Source organism: Salinarimonas sp. NSM, from assembly GCF_052380005.1.
In the GTDB taxonomy this organism is placed as follows: domain Bacteria; phylum Pseudomonadota; class Alphaproteobacteria; order Rhizobiales; family Beijerinckiaceae; genus Salinarimonas.
In genome coordinates this window covers 23,928-39,002 of record NZ_JBQTCJ010000047.1, presented here as the reverse complement: position 1 = coordinate 39,002, position 15,075 = coordinate 23,928, and the positions used below count along the sequence as shown (strand labels likewise).

Sequence of the window (15,075 nt, the reverse complement as noted above, 5' to 3'; positions counted from 1 at the left end):
CCGCTGCCCCCGGCCCGCGCGCCGGTCGCCGCCCCGCCCGCGCCGCCACCGGCACCGGCCTTCGCGCGTGACGACGACCCGATCGGGGCGCTCATCCGCGGCGGCGGCGACACGACGACGACCGCCTCGCTCGGCGCGCCCGTTCCGGACGCCCGCGTCGCCGCCGTACAGGAGGCGCTGGTGGCGCTCGGCCACGGCCCCATGACCGTCGACGGCCTCTTCGGTCCCGCGACCCGCGCGGCGATCGAGAGCTTCGAGCGCGCGGAGGGCCTCGCCGTGACGGGGGCGCTCGACGGCGCTACGATACGGGTGCTCGCGATGCGTTCGGGCGTGGTGATCGACTGACCCCGCCGCGGGCGGCCGCCTGCGCGCGAAGGGAAAGCTCATGCGCCTGACATCGGACTTCGTGGTCTCCGCCCTGATCCGTCAGGCGGGAATCGAGGCCGTGCCCGCCGTGCTCCGTCGGCGCGGCGCGGCGGAGGCTGGGGCGATCTTCGTCAAGGTCGACCGGCTCGACGGTACCGCCGACCTCTACGGTCCCGCGCCCCAGGCGCTGATCGATGACGAGGACGCGGGCGAGCGCCGTTTCGCACCGGTCCTCGTGGGCGCGACGCCGCTCGCCGTCGAGGAGCGGATGCGCAAGGAGATCCGCTTCGACCCCGACCTCTGGCTCGTCGAGATCGACGACCGACAGGGTCGGCCCTTCGTACCCCTCGCGCGCGTGTCCCGCTGATCCGCGCACGAGAAGGCCGGCGGTCCCGAGGAACCGCCGGCCAGACAGATGACGCGTCGCGCCGATCACTCGCCGAAGCGCATATCGACCTGCTGGCCGCGCTCGATCCGACGCGAGTCGGGATAGCGCGTCTCGAGGTCGTCCATCTGCTCGATGTCTTCCTCGGTCACACCGCGGATGAGCAGCTGATCACCCTGCATCGAGATCCGGTCGAGCGGGAAGGCCGCCTCGTCCTCGCCCATGCCGAGGAAGCCACCCGTGCTGATCACCACGAGGAAATCCTCGTTCGGCGTCATCACGATGCGATCGACGTCACCGATCTCCTCGCCACGGTAGTTGTACACCGTCTCGCCCTCGATCTCGTCGATCGCGACCGGTCGAGTCTCGGCAGAGAGCGCGCCAGTCGTCTCGACGCTCTCCTCGGGATCGACGAGCATGTCTCGGTTGCGGGCCATCTGCTCGCGTTCGTCGCCCTGCACGTCGGCCTGGACGCGCTCACGATCCTCACCGTCCCGCATCTGCGCCTGCTGCTCGCCCTGCATGCGCTCGTAGCGGACCGTGGGCTGGCCCTGAGCCTGCAGGAACTCGACCTCCGGCTCGCCGGTGCGCTCGAAGGACACCTCCGGACGGGCCTGCGACGTCGCAACCTGCGCCTCGCCCTGGTCCTCGATGGTGACCTCGGCCTGCGATTGCTCGACAGCGACGGCGGCCTGCTGGTCGGGCTGCTCGACGTTGACGCTCGGCTCGCCCTGGCGCACCATGACCTCGGGCTGGCCCTGGGACACGTCGACCTGCGGCTCGGGCATGCGCACGATGATCTCGGGCTGCGGCTGCTCGATCGTCACCCGCGGCGGCGCCTGGCGGACCAGGATCTGCGGGTTCTGCTGTCGAACCGTCACCTCGGGCTCGGCCGGATCGACCATCACCTGCGGCGTGGGCTGCTCGATGCGCAGGCGCGGGGCCGTACGCTCGACGGTGATCTCGGCACCCTCGGCCTGGGCCATCCGCTCGCGATCCTGCGTCATGCGGCCTTCGGTCCCGGCCTCCATGGCGAGGACGAGCACCTGCTCGCGCTCGGCGTTCTGGAACTGACCACCCTCGGCCTCGGTCGCCGAGCGCAGCTGAGCGACCTCGTCGCGGGTGATGTCCTGGACGTAGAGACGCCCGTCGCGCAGGACGATGGCCTGCGTCGGCAGCAGGCGGTTCTCGCCGCCCTGGACCGCCACGACCGCGTAGCTCTGGCCGGAGCGACCGATCACGATCTGCTCGACGGTGCCGATCCGGTTGCCGTTGGCGCCGACGAGCGGCTGGCCGCGCATCTGCTGGGCGGTGACTCGGCCCTCTCGGCCCTGCGTCTGGCCCGACTGAGCCTGCATCATCTGCTGCTGCTGGCCCTGCGGCTGGTTCTGCTGCGTCGTCTGGGCCATGAGAGCTGCGGGCGCGAGGGCGGTAGACCCCACGAGCGCAGCGAGGAACATGCGTTTCATCGCTGACGTCCTTTCGTGTCTGCCGGGTTTGGCTGCCCCGGAAACACGCAAGCGCCGGATCGGTTCCTCATTTCGATGTGAATAGAGATGCATATCGAAAGACAAACGTCTTCCTATGAGAGCATCCTCCGTTGGTTGCGAAGATGATGCTTAGGATATGTATCTTAGAAAGAAAGGTGAAATCTCAGGAAGCGCGGCCGTTCTTGCTGTCGCGCTTGTCTGCACGCGGGTGCAAGACTTGGCTGAAGCTGGGCCGGTGGCGGGCGTCCGCGCCCAGGATGCGAATATGCGTCCCGCCGCCGACGCGCTGCGCCCCGATCCGCACCCCGTGCACGGCCTCGACGATCCGCGCGGCGACCGAGCGGGGCACGCCGCGGGTGAGCCCCACCAGCCGATGGACGATCGCGACCGAGCGAGCGATGTCGGGATCGAGCGTCAGGAAGATGCGGATCGTCTCCTCCTCGCCGACCCCCGCGGCGCGGAGCGCGAGCGCCAGCAGGTCGTGCCGGGCCGGCTCGTGGAAGCGCCAGTCGGGAGAGGTCTCGAGCGCGAGCGCCGCGGCGAGGGCGGAGCCGAAGGTGGCGCGGTCGCCCCGGTCCGCTGCGGCGAGGAGCGTGGCGACGGCCTCGGGCGCCGGGCGCGGGCGCATCGCCGGGCGCGGATCCGGCCGCGGGGCGGCGGCGAGGCGCACGAGGAGGCGCGTGCGCATCGGCTCGTCGGCCTGCGTGTAGAGGCTCGCAGCCTCGTCGACGGGCAGGTCGTCGCGCGCGAGCAGCGCACGCGCCAGGCGCGTGCGGGATGGTCCGCCGCCGTCGCCCCGCGCCCGGTCGACGAGGGCGGCGACGGGGCGTCCGCCGAGCGTGGCGTGCGGGTTCTCGACGAGCGCGAGATCGACCGCGGGCTCGTCGCGCGCGACGAGCCGTGCGACCTCGTCGAGGGAGAGGGAGGGGCGCCGCGCGCGGGCGAGCGCCACGAGCGGCTCCACAGGCCCGGCGGGGCCGGGGGCGTCGGGCGCGTCCGGCGCGATCGCCGCCACGAGCCACGCCGCCTCGCCCCCGCAGGCGGCGAGGGCCTGGAGCACGGCGGCGGGGGTCTCGGGCAGGGCCACGACCCGGCGCGCCACCTGCGCGGCGGTGTCGGGGTCGGTCTTGGGCAGGAGCCGGATCGCCAGCTCAGCGAAGGCAGACGCCTCGTCCGCCCGCCGCCGGGACGCCGCGAACAGGTCCGCCTGGACCCGCAGCAGCACGGGCGCGACCGCGCCACCGTCGCGCGCGAGCGCGGAGAGCCGAGCGATATCCTCGTCGAGAGGCGGCGGAGGCGGGGTCATGCGGGCGGTCGACGCGAGGGGGCGAGACATGTCGAATACGCGAGATCGCGTAAAGGCCGCGTTAACCGTGGGACGCTCCTCCCCCATCGGGGGAGGTGGATCGGCGGGGGTCCGGACCGGCGAGACGGAGGGGGTGCGCCGAAGGCGCGCTTCGGCGAAAGCCGATGCCGGACACGTGGAGCCGTGGGACCCCGCCCCTGATCCGCCTTCGCGGATCGTCCCCGCCCCGAGGGGGCGGGAGCGGGCGGGGCTACTCGGCGGCCACCCCCAGCTCGCCGTCCTCGGCGAGCCATGCCGCCAGATCCGCCCGCGCCCTGTCCGTCAGCGCCTTCTTCTTCGCGATCGCCTTGGCCGAGCCGCGCAGGCGCTTGCCGTCCTCGCCCTTGGGAATCGCGCCCTCGAGCGGGGGGAAGAGGCCGAAGTTGACGTTCATCGGCTGGAAGGAGCGGGGCTTCGCCGGCTTCGGCTGGCCCTCCGACGGCGAGCCCTCCGCCGCCGGCTCCTCGTCCACGTCCTCGTCGGCGAGGATGTGCCCCCCCGTGATGTGGGCGATCAGTGCGCCCATCGCGGTGGTGGGCGGCAACAGCCGCAGGGGGCGCCCGAGCCGCTCGGCGGCGGCGAAGCGGCCCGCCATCAGGCCCACCGCCGCGCTCTCCACGTACCCCTCGCAGCCGGTGATCTGGCCCGCGAAGCGCAGCCGCGGGGCTGCCCTCAGGCGCAGCGTCCCGTCGAGCAGGCGGGGGCTGTCGAGGTAGGTGTTGCGGTGGAGGCCGCCCAGGCGGGCGAACTCGGCGTTCTCCAGCCCCGGGATCATGCGCAGGATCGCCGTCTGCGCGCCGTACTTCAGCTTGGTCTGGAAGCCCACCATGTTGAACAGCGTGCCGAGCGCGTTGTCCTGGCGCAGCTGCACGACGGCCCACGGCTTCTCGTCGGGCCTGTGCGGGTTGGTGAGCCCGACGGGCTTCATCGGCCCGTGGCGCAGCGTCTCGCGCCCGCGCTCGGCCATGACCTCGATCGGCAGGCAGCCGTCGAAGTAGGGCGTGTTCGCCTCCCACTCCTTGAACGAGGTCTTCTCGCCGGCGATGAGCGCGTCGATGAAGGCGTCGTACTGCTCCTTGCTCATCGGGCAGTTGAGGTAGTCCGCCCCGGTGCCGCCCGGCCCGGGCTTGTCGTAGCGCGACTGGAACCAGGCGACCCCCATGTCCACGCTCTCGCGGTAGACGATGGGGGCGATCGCGTCGAAGAAGGCGAGCGCGTCCGCGCCGGTGAGCGCGCGGATCGCCTCGGCCAGCGCCGGGGAGGTGAGGGGGCCGGTCGCCACGACGACCGAGTCCCAGTCCTCCGGCGGCAGCCCGGCGACCTCGCCGCGGTCGATCGTCACCAGCGGATGCGCGTCGAGCGCCGCCGTCACCGCTTCCGAGAAGCCGTCACGGTCGACGGCGAGCGCGCCGCCGGCGGGGACCTGGTGCCGATCGCCGGTGTGCATGATGAGCGAGCCGAGCCGGCGCATCTCCTGGTGCAGCAGGCCGACGGCGTTCGCCTCGGCGTCGTCCGACCGGAAGGAGTTGGAGCAGACGAGCTCGGCGAGGCCGTGCGTCTTGTGCGCCTCCGTCATCCGCGTGGGGCGCATCTCGTGCAGGACGACCGGCACGCCGGCCTGAGCGATCTGCCAGGCGGCCTCGGAGCCTGCGAGGCCCCCGCCGACGACGTGGATGGGCTTGGGATCGGATGCGTTCGACATGCGCCGACAGATGCGCGAGGGCCGTCATGGCGTCAAGGTCACGCGGGGTCGCGCGCCTCATCAAGACCGGCGGGTCGCGCGGGTCGCCTCGTCCGCCACGCCGCCGGCGCTGCGGCGAACCAGCGTCATCAGGTCCTCGGCGAAGCGCCGCGCCGCTTCCGGCGAGAGGTCGAGCTCCTCCTCGGCGAAGGCGCGCGCCGCGTCCTCGGGGCTCGGGTGGAGCGCGGTAACGCCCGGCCGATCGAGATAGGCGAGAAACGCGCCGCCGACGTCGACCCCCTCCTCGAGTGCCCAGCGCCCGCCGGGCTCGACGGCCGCCGCGCCGAAGGTCTCGCCCATGAACAGCCGGTTGGCGGCCAGGAAGGTGCGGGTGTCGCGGAAGGCCGCGTCGAGGGCGCAGTCGTCGCCGTGGGCCTGCGGATGGGAGGGTGGCAGGCGAAAGCCCGAGCCCGCGTCTTCGCAGGGGCGGGGCGGTGGCTCGCATCCGGATCCCACGCGCACGGTCATGGCGTCCTCCGTCGCTTCGAAGCGACGGCAGAATAGCAGAATAGCTCTATCAGGTCATGCGATAAAGCATGCGTTGAAGTTACTGATTATAGAAAATACAAGAACGCCGGCGCGGGAGGTCCCGGCCGGCGTTCGCGGCGGCGCAGCGATGCGTCGCGTGTCACGCATGAGCGTAGCGACGGGCGACGTAGTCGATGTCGCCGCGGGAGAGGCCGACGTCGTTCAGCTCGCGATCGGAGAGACGCTCGAGCTCGCGCACGGTGCGGCGATAGCGCTGGTAGGCGCGGATGCGGGAGAGGACCCAGGTGAGGAACATCGGTGGAGACTCCAAGGGAACGTCTGGGAGGACGAACGGGGGGACGAACGAAGGACCGGCCGCGCGGCCCCGCATCGGTGCGGCGCCGTCGCGTCCTGTCTTGTGCACTGCAATATATGGAGTGCGCCCCTTGGCGTTAGAGGCGAAAGTCGAAATCAGGCATGCGTCCCGCGCATGATGCTGCCGAGAATCGGTCACAAATCCTTTACGGATGCGCTGAGCGGGACGCTTCGGCACGAAGAGTTGCCCGAATTCCGCCATGCACGTTAATCGGGCAGCAAGCCTGGCCGCAGCGGCTCAGCCGCCGCGCTTGGGCGCGTAGGGCGGTCGCGGGATCGCCATGTGCGCCGCCCGCAACGCCGCCGACCAGCGTTCCCGCAGGTCGTGGAAATAGGGCTCGCCCGCCTCGATGCGCCGGTTCACCTCCGGTGTGAACGCATCGCGGCGCAGCACCAGGAGATCGATCGGCAGGCCGACGCCGATGTTCGAGCGCATCGTCGAATCCATCGAGATCAGCCCGATCTTGAGCGCGTCGTAGAGGTCCCCGTCGAAGCGCACGGCCCGGTCGAGGATGGGCTTGCCGTACTTGTGCTCGCCGATCTGCAGGAAGGGCGCGTCCTGCCCGCACTCGATGAAGTTGCCTGCGGCATAGATCATGTAGAGCCGCATCGGCCCGCCGCGAATCTGGCCGCCGAACAGGAAGGAGACGTCGAAGGTCACGCCCGCCTCGGCGAGCGCCGGGCCGTGCACGGCGCGCACCTCGCGAATCGCCCGGCCCACGAGCTCGGCCGCCTTGAACAGGCTCGGCTGGTCCTCGAGCCGCGCGACGGTGCCGGTCTCGGGGTCCTCCAGGCCCTCGTCGAGGAGGCTCACCACCGTCTGCGAGACGGAGAGGTTGCCCGCGCTCGCGAGGGCGAGGACGCGCTCGCCGGGACGCTCGATCACGGTGAGCTTGCGGAAGGTCGAGACGTTGTCGAGCCCCGCATTGGTGCGGGTGTCGGCGATCATCACGAGCCCCTGCTCGACGAGCAGGCCGACGCAGTAGGTCATGGGCGGGGCGTCCGAATGGAGGCGGCGGGGCCGCGGGATGCGTCAGGACTGCGTTTGTGAGCGCGCTTGCGGGGCGGCGGGCGCGACGTCCGCGGCGTCCGCGGCGTCCTGCACGGACAGCCGCACGGAGAGGCTCTCCGCGCCCCCGCCGTAGCGCGCCCCGCGAACCGGCGTGCAGCCGGGCGCGTCCAGGCCGATCGCGACGCGCACGTGGCTCGGCCCGGCGCAGTCGCCGAAGGACGGATCAAACGCGACCCAGCCGAGCTGCGGCGCCAGCGCCTCGGCCCAGGCGTGGACATGGCCACCGTGGACATGGCCGCCGTGGGCCTGCGTGCCCCCGGCGCGCACGACGCCGGCCTCGCCATCCTGCCCGCCTTCCGCCTCGTCCCCACGATGGAGATAGCCCGAGACGTTGCGGGCGGGAATGCCGAGATGGCGCGCGCAGGCGACGAAGGCGTGGGCGAGGTCCTGGGAGATGCCGCGCTCGGCGGCGAAGGCGTCCGCCGCACCCACGGCCGTGTCCGCCGGGCCGCGCTCCATCGTCATGCGCCTGGCGAGTGCACCGTTGAGCGCATGCAGCGCCGCGAGGGGATCCGTCCGCACCGCCTCGCCGGCGACGTCCGACGCGAAGGCGGCGAGCGCGTCGGAGGGGGCCGTCATCCGCGTCGTGCGCAGGAAATAGAGGTCCGGCGCGCGCTCCACCGTCCCGCGCACGACGCCGTGGGTCTCATCGGTCTCGACGATGCCGGTGACCCGGATCGTCAGCGCCTCGCCGGCGGTCTCGGCGGCGAAGCGGTGGACGACGTTGCCGAGCGCATCCTCTCCCTGGCGCAGGGCGCCGTCGAGAGAGGGCTCGATGCGCCAGCGCACCACGTGCTGGCCCACGTGGGCGCGTGGCGTCAGGCGCAGGACCTGGATCAGCCCCCGCGCCGGCTCCTCGTAGGAATAGGTCGTCTCGTGCTCGATGCGAATGCGCATGGCGCGCCTCCCCGCGAACCGCCGGTCCCGCCCTCGCGCCTCAGGTGAGGTACTGATCCGCGATGGCCGAGCCGAGCTTGTTGTTGTCGATGATGAACTCCGTCACCCACTGGTGAAGCCCCCGGCCGAACACTTCCTCGATGCGCACCGACGACAGCCGCGCCGCGCAGTCGCTGGCGTGGCGCTGGGCGGGACCGCGCCGGCCGTAGAGGTCCGCCACGAGATCGAGGTGGCGCACCAGGCTCTCGTAGCAGCAGGCCAGCGAGCGGGGCATCTGCTTGTTGAGGATGAGCAGGTCCGCGACGAGCCAGGGCTTCACGCTCTCCCTGTAGACCCAATGGTAGGCCGTGTGCGCCTGCACCTCGCGCAGGATCGTCGTCCACTGGAAGTAGTCGAGCGAGCCGCCGACCCGCTCCGTCGGCGGCAGCAGCACGTGGTACTTCACGTCGAGGATGCGCGCGGTGTTGTCCGCCCGCTCGATCGATACGCCGAGCCGGGTGAAATAATAGGCGTCGTTCCGCAGCATGGTGCGGTAGGCCGAGCCGTCGAAGTCGAGCGAGACGCTCTTCACCCATTCGAGGAAGCGGGCGAAGTCCTCCCGGCTCATGTCGGCGTTGCGGTACTTCTTCAGCTCGAGCCAGGCCCCGTTGATCGTCTCCCACATCTCGAGCGTGAGAGCGGTGCGCACGGCGCGCGCGTTGGTGCGTGCCCGCTCCAGGCAGGATCGGATCGAGGACGGGTTGTGTGGCGAGAAGGCCAGGAAGTCGCGCACCGTGTCCTCGGTCACGGCGCCGTAGTGCTCGCGGAAGATCTCCGCCGAGCCCGCCGCCTCGAGCGCGCTCTCCCATTCGTTCCGCTCGCCGTAGCTCGTCGGCAGCGCGGCGAGGCGCACCGTGGCATCGAGGATGCGCGCGATGAAGTCCGCTCGCTCGGTGTAGCGGAAGAGCCAGAACAGGCTGTTGGCGGTGCGTGAGAGCATGGCCTCGTCCGTGGTGACGCGAAACGCGGGCGGGTGGCGGCGGCTGCAGCGATCAGCCGTCGAGCACCCAGGTGTCCTTGGTGCCGCCGCCCTGGCTGGAGTTCACGACGAGCGAGCCCTCCTTGAGCGCGACGCGGGTGAGCCCGCCGGGCACGACGCGTGCGCCGTCCGCGCCCGAGAGCACGAAGGGGCGCAGGTCCACGTGCCGCGGCGCCACGCCCGAGGCGACGAAGGTCGGGCAGGTCGAGAGCGCGAGCGTCGGCTGCGCGATGAAGCCGGACGGGTCGTGCCTGAGCTTGCGCCGGAAGGTCTCGAGCTGCTCCTTCGTGGCGTGCGGGCCCACCAGCATGCCGTAGCCGCCCGAGCCGTTGACCTCCTTGACGACGAGCTCGGAGAGGTGGTCGAGCACGTATTTCAGCGCCTCCTCCTCCCGGCAGCGCCAGGTCGGAACGTTCTTGAGGATCGGCTCCTCGTCGAGAAAGAAGCGGATGATCTCCGGCATGTAGGTGTAGACCGCCTTGTCGTCGGCTATGCCGGTTCCGACGGCGTTGGCGAGCGTGATGTTGCCTGCTTGATAGGCACCGAAGAGGCCCGGCACGCCCAGCACCGAATCCGGGCGGAAGGCGAGGGGGTCGAGGAAGTCGTCGTCGATGCGCCGGTAGAGCACGTCGACCCGCTTGGGCCCCTCGGTGGTGCGCATGTAGACGCGGTCCTCACGCACGAAGAGGTCGGACGCCTCCACCAGCTCGACGCCGAGCTGGTCGGCGAGGAAAGAGTGCTCGTAATAGGCGGAATTGTACTGCCCCGGCGTCAGCAGTGCCACCGTCGGGTCCTTCTTGCCGGTGTTGGGCGCGACCGAGCGCAGGGTGGCGAGCAGCGCGTCGGGATAGTTCTCCACCGGCGCGACGCGGTGCTGGGCGAACAGCTCCGGGAAGAGGCGCATCATCACCTCCCGGTTCTCCAGCATGTAGGACACACCAGACGGAGTGCGCGCGTTGTCCTCGAGGACGTAGAACGTGTCCTCGTCCACCCGCACGAGGTCGATGCCGGCGATGTGGCAGTAGATGCCGTGAGGCACGGCGACGCCCCGCATCTCGAGCCGGTAGTGCTCGTTGCGCAGGATCAGCTCGGGCGGCACGATGCCCGCCGCGAGCGCCGTCTGCGGCCCGTAGAGATCGGCCAGGAACAGGTTGAGCGCCTTCACGCGCTGGGTGAGCCCGGCCTCGACGCGCGCCCACTCGTCGCGGGTGATGAGGCGCGGGATGATGTCGAAGGGGATGAGCCGCTCCGTCGTCTCCGCGTCGCCGTAGACCGCGAAGGTGATGCCGATGCGCCGGAAGAACAGCTCCGCCTGGCTGCGGCGCGCATCGAACACGTCCCGCGGCGTCGTGGCGAGCCAGCGCTTGAGCTTGCCGTACGCCGCCCGGCACGCATCGGGGCCGTGGCCCCCATCCATCTCGTCGAACGCCGCCATCCGCTCCCTCGTCGTTCACGCCGCCCGCGTTCGCCGCGGGTCGCAACGACGAGCGTAGAGGCAAGAGGCACGCCAGGGGAAGCCCCCCGCGACGAGCGAATGAGGGGGGCGCGGGCGGCACGGCGCCCGCCAGCCCGCGCCGTCGCGCCCACATCGTGGCCACGTGCGTACCGATGGGGCCTAGGCGGCGGGCATAAAATCGGTCACTCTCGGCTCTCCCCCGAGACCGACGATCCGCAGCGTCGCACACCAACGAGACGAGACCAGAGTTCCGAGGGCGAGGGAAGGAAACCATGGCCGACATCACCAACGCCGATCACGCCGGTGCGCCCGAGGGCACTCCGGGCGCCGACGCGGAGGCGCGCCCGCGCGCCGAGCCGGTCGTGCGCGCCATCACGCAGGACGACGTGCGCGCCGCGCTGGCCGAGGGCCTGAGCGACTTCCGCGCCGCGCCGCAGTTCGGGCTGTTCTTCGGGGCGGTCTACGCGCTGGGCGGCATCGCGCTCGTGCTGCTCACCGCCTATTCCGGCATGGGCTACCTCGTCTATCCGCTGGCGGCGGGTTTCGCCCTGATCGGACCCTTCGTGGCGGTCGGGCTCTACGAGGTCTCGCGCCGGCGCGAGACGGGCGAGAGGCTCGCCTTCGGGCCGGTGCTCGGCGTCGTCTTCGGCCAGTCGAAGCGCGAGCTCGGCTGGATGGCCTTCGTGACCCTGTTCATCATGATCATCTGGATGTACCAGGTCCGCCTGCTGCTGGCGATCTTCCTGGGCTACCAATCCTTCGCCACGCTGGGCCAGTTCCTCACCGTGGTGTTCACGACGCCCGAGGGGCTGATGTTCCTGGTCGTCGGCAACATCGTCGGCGCGGTGCTCGCCGCCGCGCTGTTCTCCCTCACGGTCGTCTCCTTCCCGCTCCTGCTCGACCGGGACGTGGACTTCATCACCGCGATGATCACCTCCGTGAAGGCGGTGGTGACGAGCCCCAAGCCGATGCTCGGCTGGGCGGCCTTCATCGTGGCGCTGCTGGTGCTCGCGATCGTGCCGTTCTTCCTGGGGCTCCTGATCGTGCTCCCCGCGCTGGGGCATGCGACGTGGCGGCTGTACCGGCGCGTGGTGGAGCCGGCGCCGGGGGAGGGGGCCGCGGCGGGGTGATGCTGCCCCGTCATCCTCGAGCGCGCCCGCGGCTGACACCCCGCGAACCCCACCGCCCCGCTTCCTCCCCGCAGGGGAGGACGGAGGCCGCAGGCCGGAGGGTGGGGAGGGCGGCGATGCCGCTCGCCTCGCTATCGAACGGCCCCACCGTCCGCGCTTTGCGCGGAATCCTTACCTCCGGGGAGGAACCGGGGTCGCGAACGGAGACGTCGCGCCGCCGGCCGCATCCTCGGCAGCCGCGACGACGCCCCCGCATCACCCCTGCGTCGCCTCCAGCGCCACCCGCTCCGCCGGCAGCGTCCGCCCCGGGCGCGCGCCGGGCTCGTCGTTGAGGTGGCAGGCGGAGAGGCGGGCGGGGGCGATGGCCTTCAGCGCGGGGCGGTCGGCCGAGCAGCGGGGGAAGGCGTGGGGGCAGCGGGGGTGGAAGTGGCAGCCCGGAGGCGGGCGCAGGGGGGAGGGGATCTCGCCCGTCAGCGCGGTGAAGGCGCGCTTCTTCGCCTCGAGCCGGGGGACCTCCTCGAGCAGCGCCTGGGTGTAGGGGTGGTTGGGCGCCTCGAAGATCTCGTCTGTCTTCGCGAGCTCGACGATGCGCCCGAGATACATGACCGCCACCCGGTCGGCGATGTGCTCGATCACGCCGAGATCGTGGCTGACGAAGACGTAGGTGAGGTTCAGCTCGCGCCGGAGCTCCAGGAAGAGGTTGAGCACCTGCGCCTGGATCGAGACGTCGAGGGCGGCGGTGGATTCGTCGCAGACCAGGACGCGCGGCTTCACCGCGAGCGCTCGGGCGATGTTGATGCGCGCGCGCTGGCCGCCGGAGAACTGGTGCGGGTAGCGCCGGCGCGTCGCCGGGTCGAGGCCGACCTTCTCCATCAGGCCGCAGACGTAGGCGTCCATCTCGCCCGCCGAGATCAGCCCGTGCACCACCGGCGCCTCGCCGATGATCTCGACGACGCGCATGCGCGGGTTGAGCGAGGCGGCGGGGTCCTGGAAGATCATCTGCACCGCGAGATCGGCGCGCCGCCGCGCCGCGCCCGACATCTTCGCGACGTCCTCGCCCTCGAAGCGCACGACGCCGTCGGACGGATCGAGGATGCCGGCGATGATGCGCCCGAGCGTGGACTTGCCGCAGCCCGATTCGCCGACGAGGCCGACGACCTCGCCCGGCGCCACGTCGAAGCTGACGTCGTCGACGGCGCGCACGACCTGCTCCTTGATGCCCGCGCCGAAGAGGTTGGCGACCTTCTCCGCCGCGTCGAGCGACTTCACGAAGCGCTTGTGCACGTGCGAGAGCGAGAGGATCGGCGCCCCGGCTGGGGAGGTGACGTCGTCGCTGGTGGAGGTCCGGGTCATGGCGAGAGCTCCCGCGCCGCGCCGGCGGCGGGTACGTTCAGGGGATTGTGGCAACGCGCGGCGCGGCCGCCGGGATAGGGAGTACGCTCGGGCCGAATCCCGTGGCAGGGCTCCGTCGCGTTGAAGCAGCGCGGCGCGAAGGGGCAGCCCGGCGGCAGCTTCGAGAGCTGGGGCGTCATGCCCGGGATCTGGGCGAGCGGCTGGCCGCGCTTGTTGCGGCTCGGCACCGAGCCGATGAGGCCCGACGTGTAGGGGTGGATCGGCCGCTCGAGCACGTCGGCGACCGGGCCCTCCTCGACGACGCGCCCGGCGTACATCACCGCGACCTTGTCGGCGAGCCCGGCGATGACGGAGAGATCGTGGGTGATCCACACGAGCGCCGTCCCGGTCTCGGCGCACAGCTTCTGCACCTCGGCGAGGATCTGTGCCTGGATCGTCACGTCGAGCGCCGTCGTCGGCTCGTCGGCGACGAGCACGGCGGGGCGGTTGAGGAGCGCGGTGGCGATCGCCACGCGCTGGCGCATGCCGCCGGAGAACTGGTTCGGGTAGGCGGAGAGCCGCTCCTCGGGGGAGGGGATGCCGACCTTTGCGAGCGCGTCGCGGGCCCGCTCCCGCGCCGCCTTCTCGGAGACGGCCTCGTGGGCGCGGATCGCCTCGATCATCTGCGTGTCGATGCGCAGGACCGGGTTCAGCGTCGTCATCGGGTCCTGGAAGATCATCGCGACGTCCTTGCCGCGGACCTTCTGGAGCGCCTTCTCGGGCAGGCCGACGAGCTCGCGGCCCTTCACCGAGATCGAGCCCGCCGCGATGCGCCCGGGAGGGTCGATGAGGCCGAGCACGGCGAGCCCGGTGACGGACTTGCCCGAGCCGGATTCGCCGACGAGCCCCATCACCTCGCCGGCGTCGACGGAGAACGACACGCCGTCGACGGCGGTGACGAGCCCCTCGCGGGTGGAGAAGGTGACCTTCAGGTCGCGGACGTCGAGAACGGGCGCCGTCATTTCGCGAGCCTCGGATTGAGCACGTCGCGCAGCCGGTCGCCGACGAGGTTGATGGCGACGATGACGATCACGAGCGCCACGCCGGGGAAGGTCGAGATCCAGTAGTTGCCCGAGAGCAGGTAGCCGTAGCCGTTGGCGATCAGCATGCCGAGCGAGGGCTCCGTGACGGGGACGCCGACGCCCAGGAACGAGAGCGTCGATTCGAGCGCGATGGCGTTGGCGATCTGCACGGTCGCCACCACGATCAGCGGCGGGATGCAGTTCGGCAGGAGGTGGCGGAAGACGATGCGCCGGCGCGGCAGGGCGAGGCAGCGCGCCGCCTCGATGTACTCGCGCCGCTTCTCGACGAGCGCCGAGCCGCGCACGGTTCGGGCGTAGTAGGCCCATTGCACGACGACGAGCGCGATCACCACCTTGTCGACGCCGCGCCCGAACACGGCGAGGAGCACGAGCGCGACGAGGATCGCCGGGAAGGAGAGCTGCAGGTCGACGATGCGCATGACGACGCTCTCGACGCGCCCGCCGGCATAGGCGGCGAGCACGCCGAGCGAGGCGCCGATCACGGCGGCGATCAGCACCGAGGAGGCGCCGACCGTCAGCGACACCCGCAGCCCGTAGAGGATCGCCGAGAGCATGTCGCGGCCCTGGTCGTCGGTGCCGAGAATGGCCGTCTGCCCCATGCCGAAGATCTCGCCCGGCGGAAGCATGTTGTCCATGATCGACAGGTTGGCGAGGTCGTAGGGGTTCTGCGGCGCGATCCACGGCGCGAGAAGCGCCGCCATGACCGAGAGCACGAGCACCACGAGGCCGATGATCGCGCTCCAGCTCTCGAAGAAGGAGGAGACGTGCCGCCGCAGAAGGCTCTCGCCCTTGTCGGGCGCGGCGGGGGGAACGGCGGGAGGCACGGCGGCGTCCGCCGGCATGCCGGCGGCGGGGCCGGCGACGGGGCGCGCGGCGGCGTGAGGCGAGAGGTCGCTC

Annotated in this window: 15 protein-coding genes; 3 read left to right on the top strand and 12 right to left on the bottom strand. The window is 71.4% G+C overall.

What is annotated here, in order from left to right; translation table 11 throughout:
- Nucleotides 1-345 (top strand): peptidoglycan-binding domain-containing protein (locus tag ACTZWW_RS16285; RefSeq protein WP_444782021.1); only part of this gene is annotated, 345 nt, incomplete at its 5' end.
- A gap of 40 nt (nucleotides 346-385) precedes the next feature.
- Nucleotides 386-733, top strand: a complete 348-nt coding sequence (locus ACTZWW_RS16280) for a DUF1491 family protein (protein ID WP_444782020.1) — start codon at nucleotides 386-388, stop codon at nucleotides 731-733.
- 65 nt (nucleotides 734-798) lie between these two features.
- Here the strand turns inward: ACTZWW_RS16280 and ACTZWW_RS16275 are convergent, their stop codons facing one another.
- The 9 genes from ACTZWW_RS16275 to ACTZWW_RS16235 all read right to left on the bottom strand — a co-directional run bounded on the left by ACTZWW_RS16275 (nucleotide 799) and on the right by ACTZWW_RS16235 (nucleotide 10,592).
- Nucleotides 799-2,220 carry a PRC-barrel domain-containing protein gene (locus tag ACTZWW_RS16275; protein WP_444782019.1) on the bottom strand — a complete coding sequence of 474 codons (1,422 nt, stop codon included), beginning with the start codon at nucleotides 2,218-2,220 and terminating at the stop codon, nucleotides 799-801.
- A gap of 184 nt (nucleotides 2,221-2,404) precedes the next feature.
- Nucleotides 2,405-3,547, bottom strand: a complete 1,143-nt coding sequence (locus ACTZWW_RS16270; RefSeq protein WP_444782018.1) for a DUF2336 domain-containing protein — start codon at nucleotides 3,545-3,547, stop codon at nucleotides 2,405-2,407.
- Nucleotides 3,548-3,797: 250 nt separating this feature from the next.
- Nucleotides 3,798-5,288 (bottom strand): methylenetetrahydrofolate--tRNA-(uracil(54)-C(5))-methyltransferase (FADH(2)-oxidizing) TrmFO, encoded by a 1,491-nt coding sequence (trmFO, locus tag ACTZWW_RS16265; protein ID WP_444782017.1) that lies wholly within the window; start codon nucleotides 5,286-5,288, stop codon nucleotides 3,798-3,800.
- 60 nt (nucleotides 5,289-5,348) lie between these two features.
- Nucleotides 5,349-5,795, bottom strand: a complete 447-nt coding sequence (locus tag ACTZWW_RS16260; RefSeq protein ID WP_444782016.1) for a hypothetical protein — start codon at nucleotides 5,793-5,795, stop codon at nucleotides 5,349-5,351.
- A 160-nt stretch (nucleotides 5,796-5,955) separates the two neighbouring features.
- A complete protein-coding gene (locus ACTZWW_RS16255) occupies nucleotides 5,956-6,111 on the bottom strand; it encodes a DUF1127 domain-containing protein (RefSeq protein WP_444782015.1) in 156 nt (51 codons plus the stop codon).
- Between the two features lie 297 nt (nucleotides 6,112-6,408).
- Nucleotides 6,409-7,161 (bottom strand): peptidase, encoded by a 753-nt coding sequence (locus tag ACTZWW_RS16250; protein WP_444782014.1) that lies wholly within the window; start codon nucleotides 7,159-7,161, stop codon nucleotides 6,409-6,411.
- Between the two features lie 42 nt (nucleotides 7,162-7,203).
- Nucleotides 7,204-8,139 (bottom strand): transglutaminase family protein, encoded by a 936-nt coding sequence (locus tag ACTZWW_RS16245; protein ID WP_444782013.1) that lies wholly within the window; start codon nucleotides 8,137-8,139, stop codon nucleotides 7,204-7,206.
- Between the two features lie 40 nt (nucleotides 8,140-8,179).
- On the bottom strand, nucleotides 8,180-9,118 hold the full coding sequence (locus ACTZWW_RS16240) for an alpha-E domain-containing protein (RefSeq protein WP_444782012.1): 939 nt from the start codon (nucleotides 9,116-9,118) through the stop codon (nucleotides 8,180-8,182).
- A gap of 52 nt (nucleotides 9,119-9,170) precedes the next feature.
- A complete protein-coding gene (locus tag ACTZWW_RS16235; protein WP_444782011.1) occupies nucleotides 9,171-10,592 on the bottom strand; it encodes a circularly permuted type 2 ATP-grasp protein in 1,422 nt (473 codons plus the stop codon).
- A gap of 293 nt (nucleotides 10,593-10,885) precedes the next feature.
- Here ACTZWW_RS16235 and ACTZWW_RS16230 point away from each other — a divergent pair, with 293 nt between their 5' ends.
- Nucleotides 10,886-11,743 (top strand): DUF2189 domain-containing protein, encoded by an 858-nt coding sequence (locus ACTZWW_RS16230; RefSeq protein ID WP_444782010.1) that lies wholly within the window; start codon nucleotides 10,886-10,888, stop codon nucleotides 11,741-11,743.
- 255 nt (nucleotides 11,744-11,998) lie between these two features.
- On the opposite strand, the gene ACTZWW_RS16225 is transcribed toward ACTZWW_RS16230, so the two are convergent.
- The 3 genes from ACTZWW_RS16225 to ACTZWW_RS16215 are packed head-to-tail and all read right to left on the bottom strand — an operon-like array spanning nucleotide 11,999 to nucleotide 15,020.
- Entirely contained in the window at nucleotides 11,999-13,096 is a 1,098-nt protein-coding gene (locus tag ACTZWW_RS16225) for an ABC transporter ATP-binding protein (RefSeq protein WP_444782009.1), read from the bottom strand.
- Nucleotides 13,093-14,097, bottom strand: coding sequence for an ABC transporter ATP-binding protein (locus ACTZWW_RS16220; protein ID WP_444782008.1), 1,005 nt, complete (start codon nucleotides 14,095-14,097; stop codon nucleotides 13,093-13,095). The genes ACTZWW_RS16225 and ACTZWW_RS16220 overlap by 4 nt, the downstream gene beginning before the upstream one ends.
- On the bottom strand, nucleotides 14,094-15,020 hold the full coding sequence (locus tag ACTZWW_RS16215) for an ABC transporter permease (protein ID WP_444782023.1): 927 nt from the start codon (nucleotides 15,018-15,020) through the stop codon (nucleotides 14,094-14,096). The genes ACTZWW_RS16220 and ACTZWW_RS16215 overlap by 4 nt, the downstream gene beginning before the upstream one ends.
- Nucleotides 15,021-15,075: the final 55 nt, after the last annotated feature.

Excerpts from the sequence above, each read along its gene's own strand:
- ACTZWW_RS16280 (WP_444782020.1), top strand. The coding sequence starts at position 386 with ATGCGCCTGACATCGGACTTCGTGGTCTCCGCCCTGATCCGTCAGGCG.
- ACTZWW_RS16275 (WP_444782019.1), bottom strand. The coding sequence starts at position 2,220 with ATGAAACGCATGTTCCTCGCTGCGCTCGTGGGGTCTACCGCCCTCGCG.
- ACTZWW_RS16270 (WP_444782018.1), bottom strand. The coding sequence starts at position 3,547 with ATGACCCCGCCTCCGCCGCCTCTCGACGAGGATATCGCTCGGCTCTCC.
- trmFO (WP_444782017.1), bottom strand. The coding sequence starts at position 5,288 with ATGTCGAACGCATCCGATCCCAAGCCCATCCACGTCGTCGGCGGGGGC.
- ACTZWW_RS16260 (WP_444782016.1), bottom strand. The coding sequence starts at position 5,795 with ATGACCGTGCGCGTGGGATCCGGATGCGAGCCACCGCCCCGCCCCTGC.
- ACTZWW_RS16255 (WP_444782015.1), bottom strand. The coding sequence starts at position 6,111 with ATGTTCCTCACCTGGGTCCTCTCCCGCATCCGCGCCTACCAGCGCTAT.
- ACTZWW_RS16250 (WP_444782014.1), bottom strand. The coding sequence starts at position 7,161 with ATGACCTACTGCGTCGGCCTGCTCGTCGAGCAGGGGCTCGTGATGATC.
- ACTZWW_RS16245 (WP_444782013.1), bottom strand. The coding sequence starts at position 8,139 with ATGCGCATTCGCATCGAGCACGAGACGACCTATTCCTACGAGGAGCCG.
- ACTZWW_RS16240 (WP_444782012.1), bottom strand. The coding sequence starts at position 9,118 with ATGCTCTCACGCACCGCCAACAGCCTGTTCTGGCTCTTCCGCTACACC.
- ACTZWW_RS16235 (WP_444782011.1), bottom strand. The coding sequence starts at position 10,592 with ATGGCGGCGTTCGACGAGATGGATGGGGGCCACGGCCCCGATGCGTGC.
- ACTZWW_RS16230 (WP_444782010.1), top strand. The coding sequence starts at position 10,886 with ATGGCCGACATCACCAACGCCGATCACGCCGGTGCGCCCGAGGGCACT.
- ACTZWW_RS16225 (WP_444782009.1), bottom strand. The coding sequence starts at position 13,096 with ATGACCCGGACCTCCACCAGCGACGACGTCACCTCCCCAGCCGGGGCG.
- ACTZWW_RS16220 (WP_444782008.1), bottom strand. The coding sequence starts at position 14,097 with ATGACGGCGCCCGTTCTCGACGTCCGCGACCTGAAGGTCACCTTCTCC.
- ACTZWW_RS16215 (WP_444782023.1), bottom strand. The coding sequence starts at position 15,020 with ATGCCGGCGGACGCCGCCGTGCCTCCCGCCGTTCCCCCCGCCGCGCCC.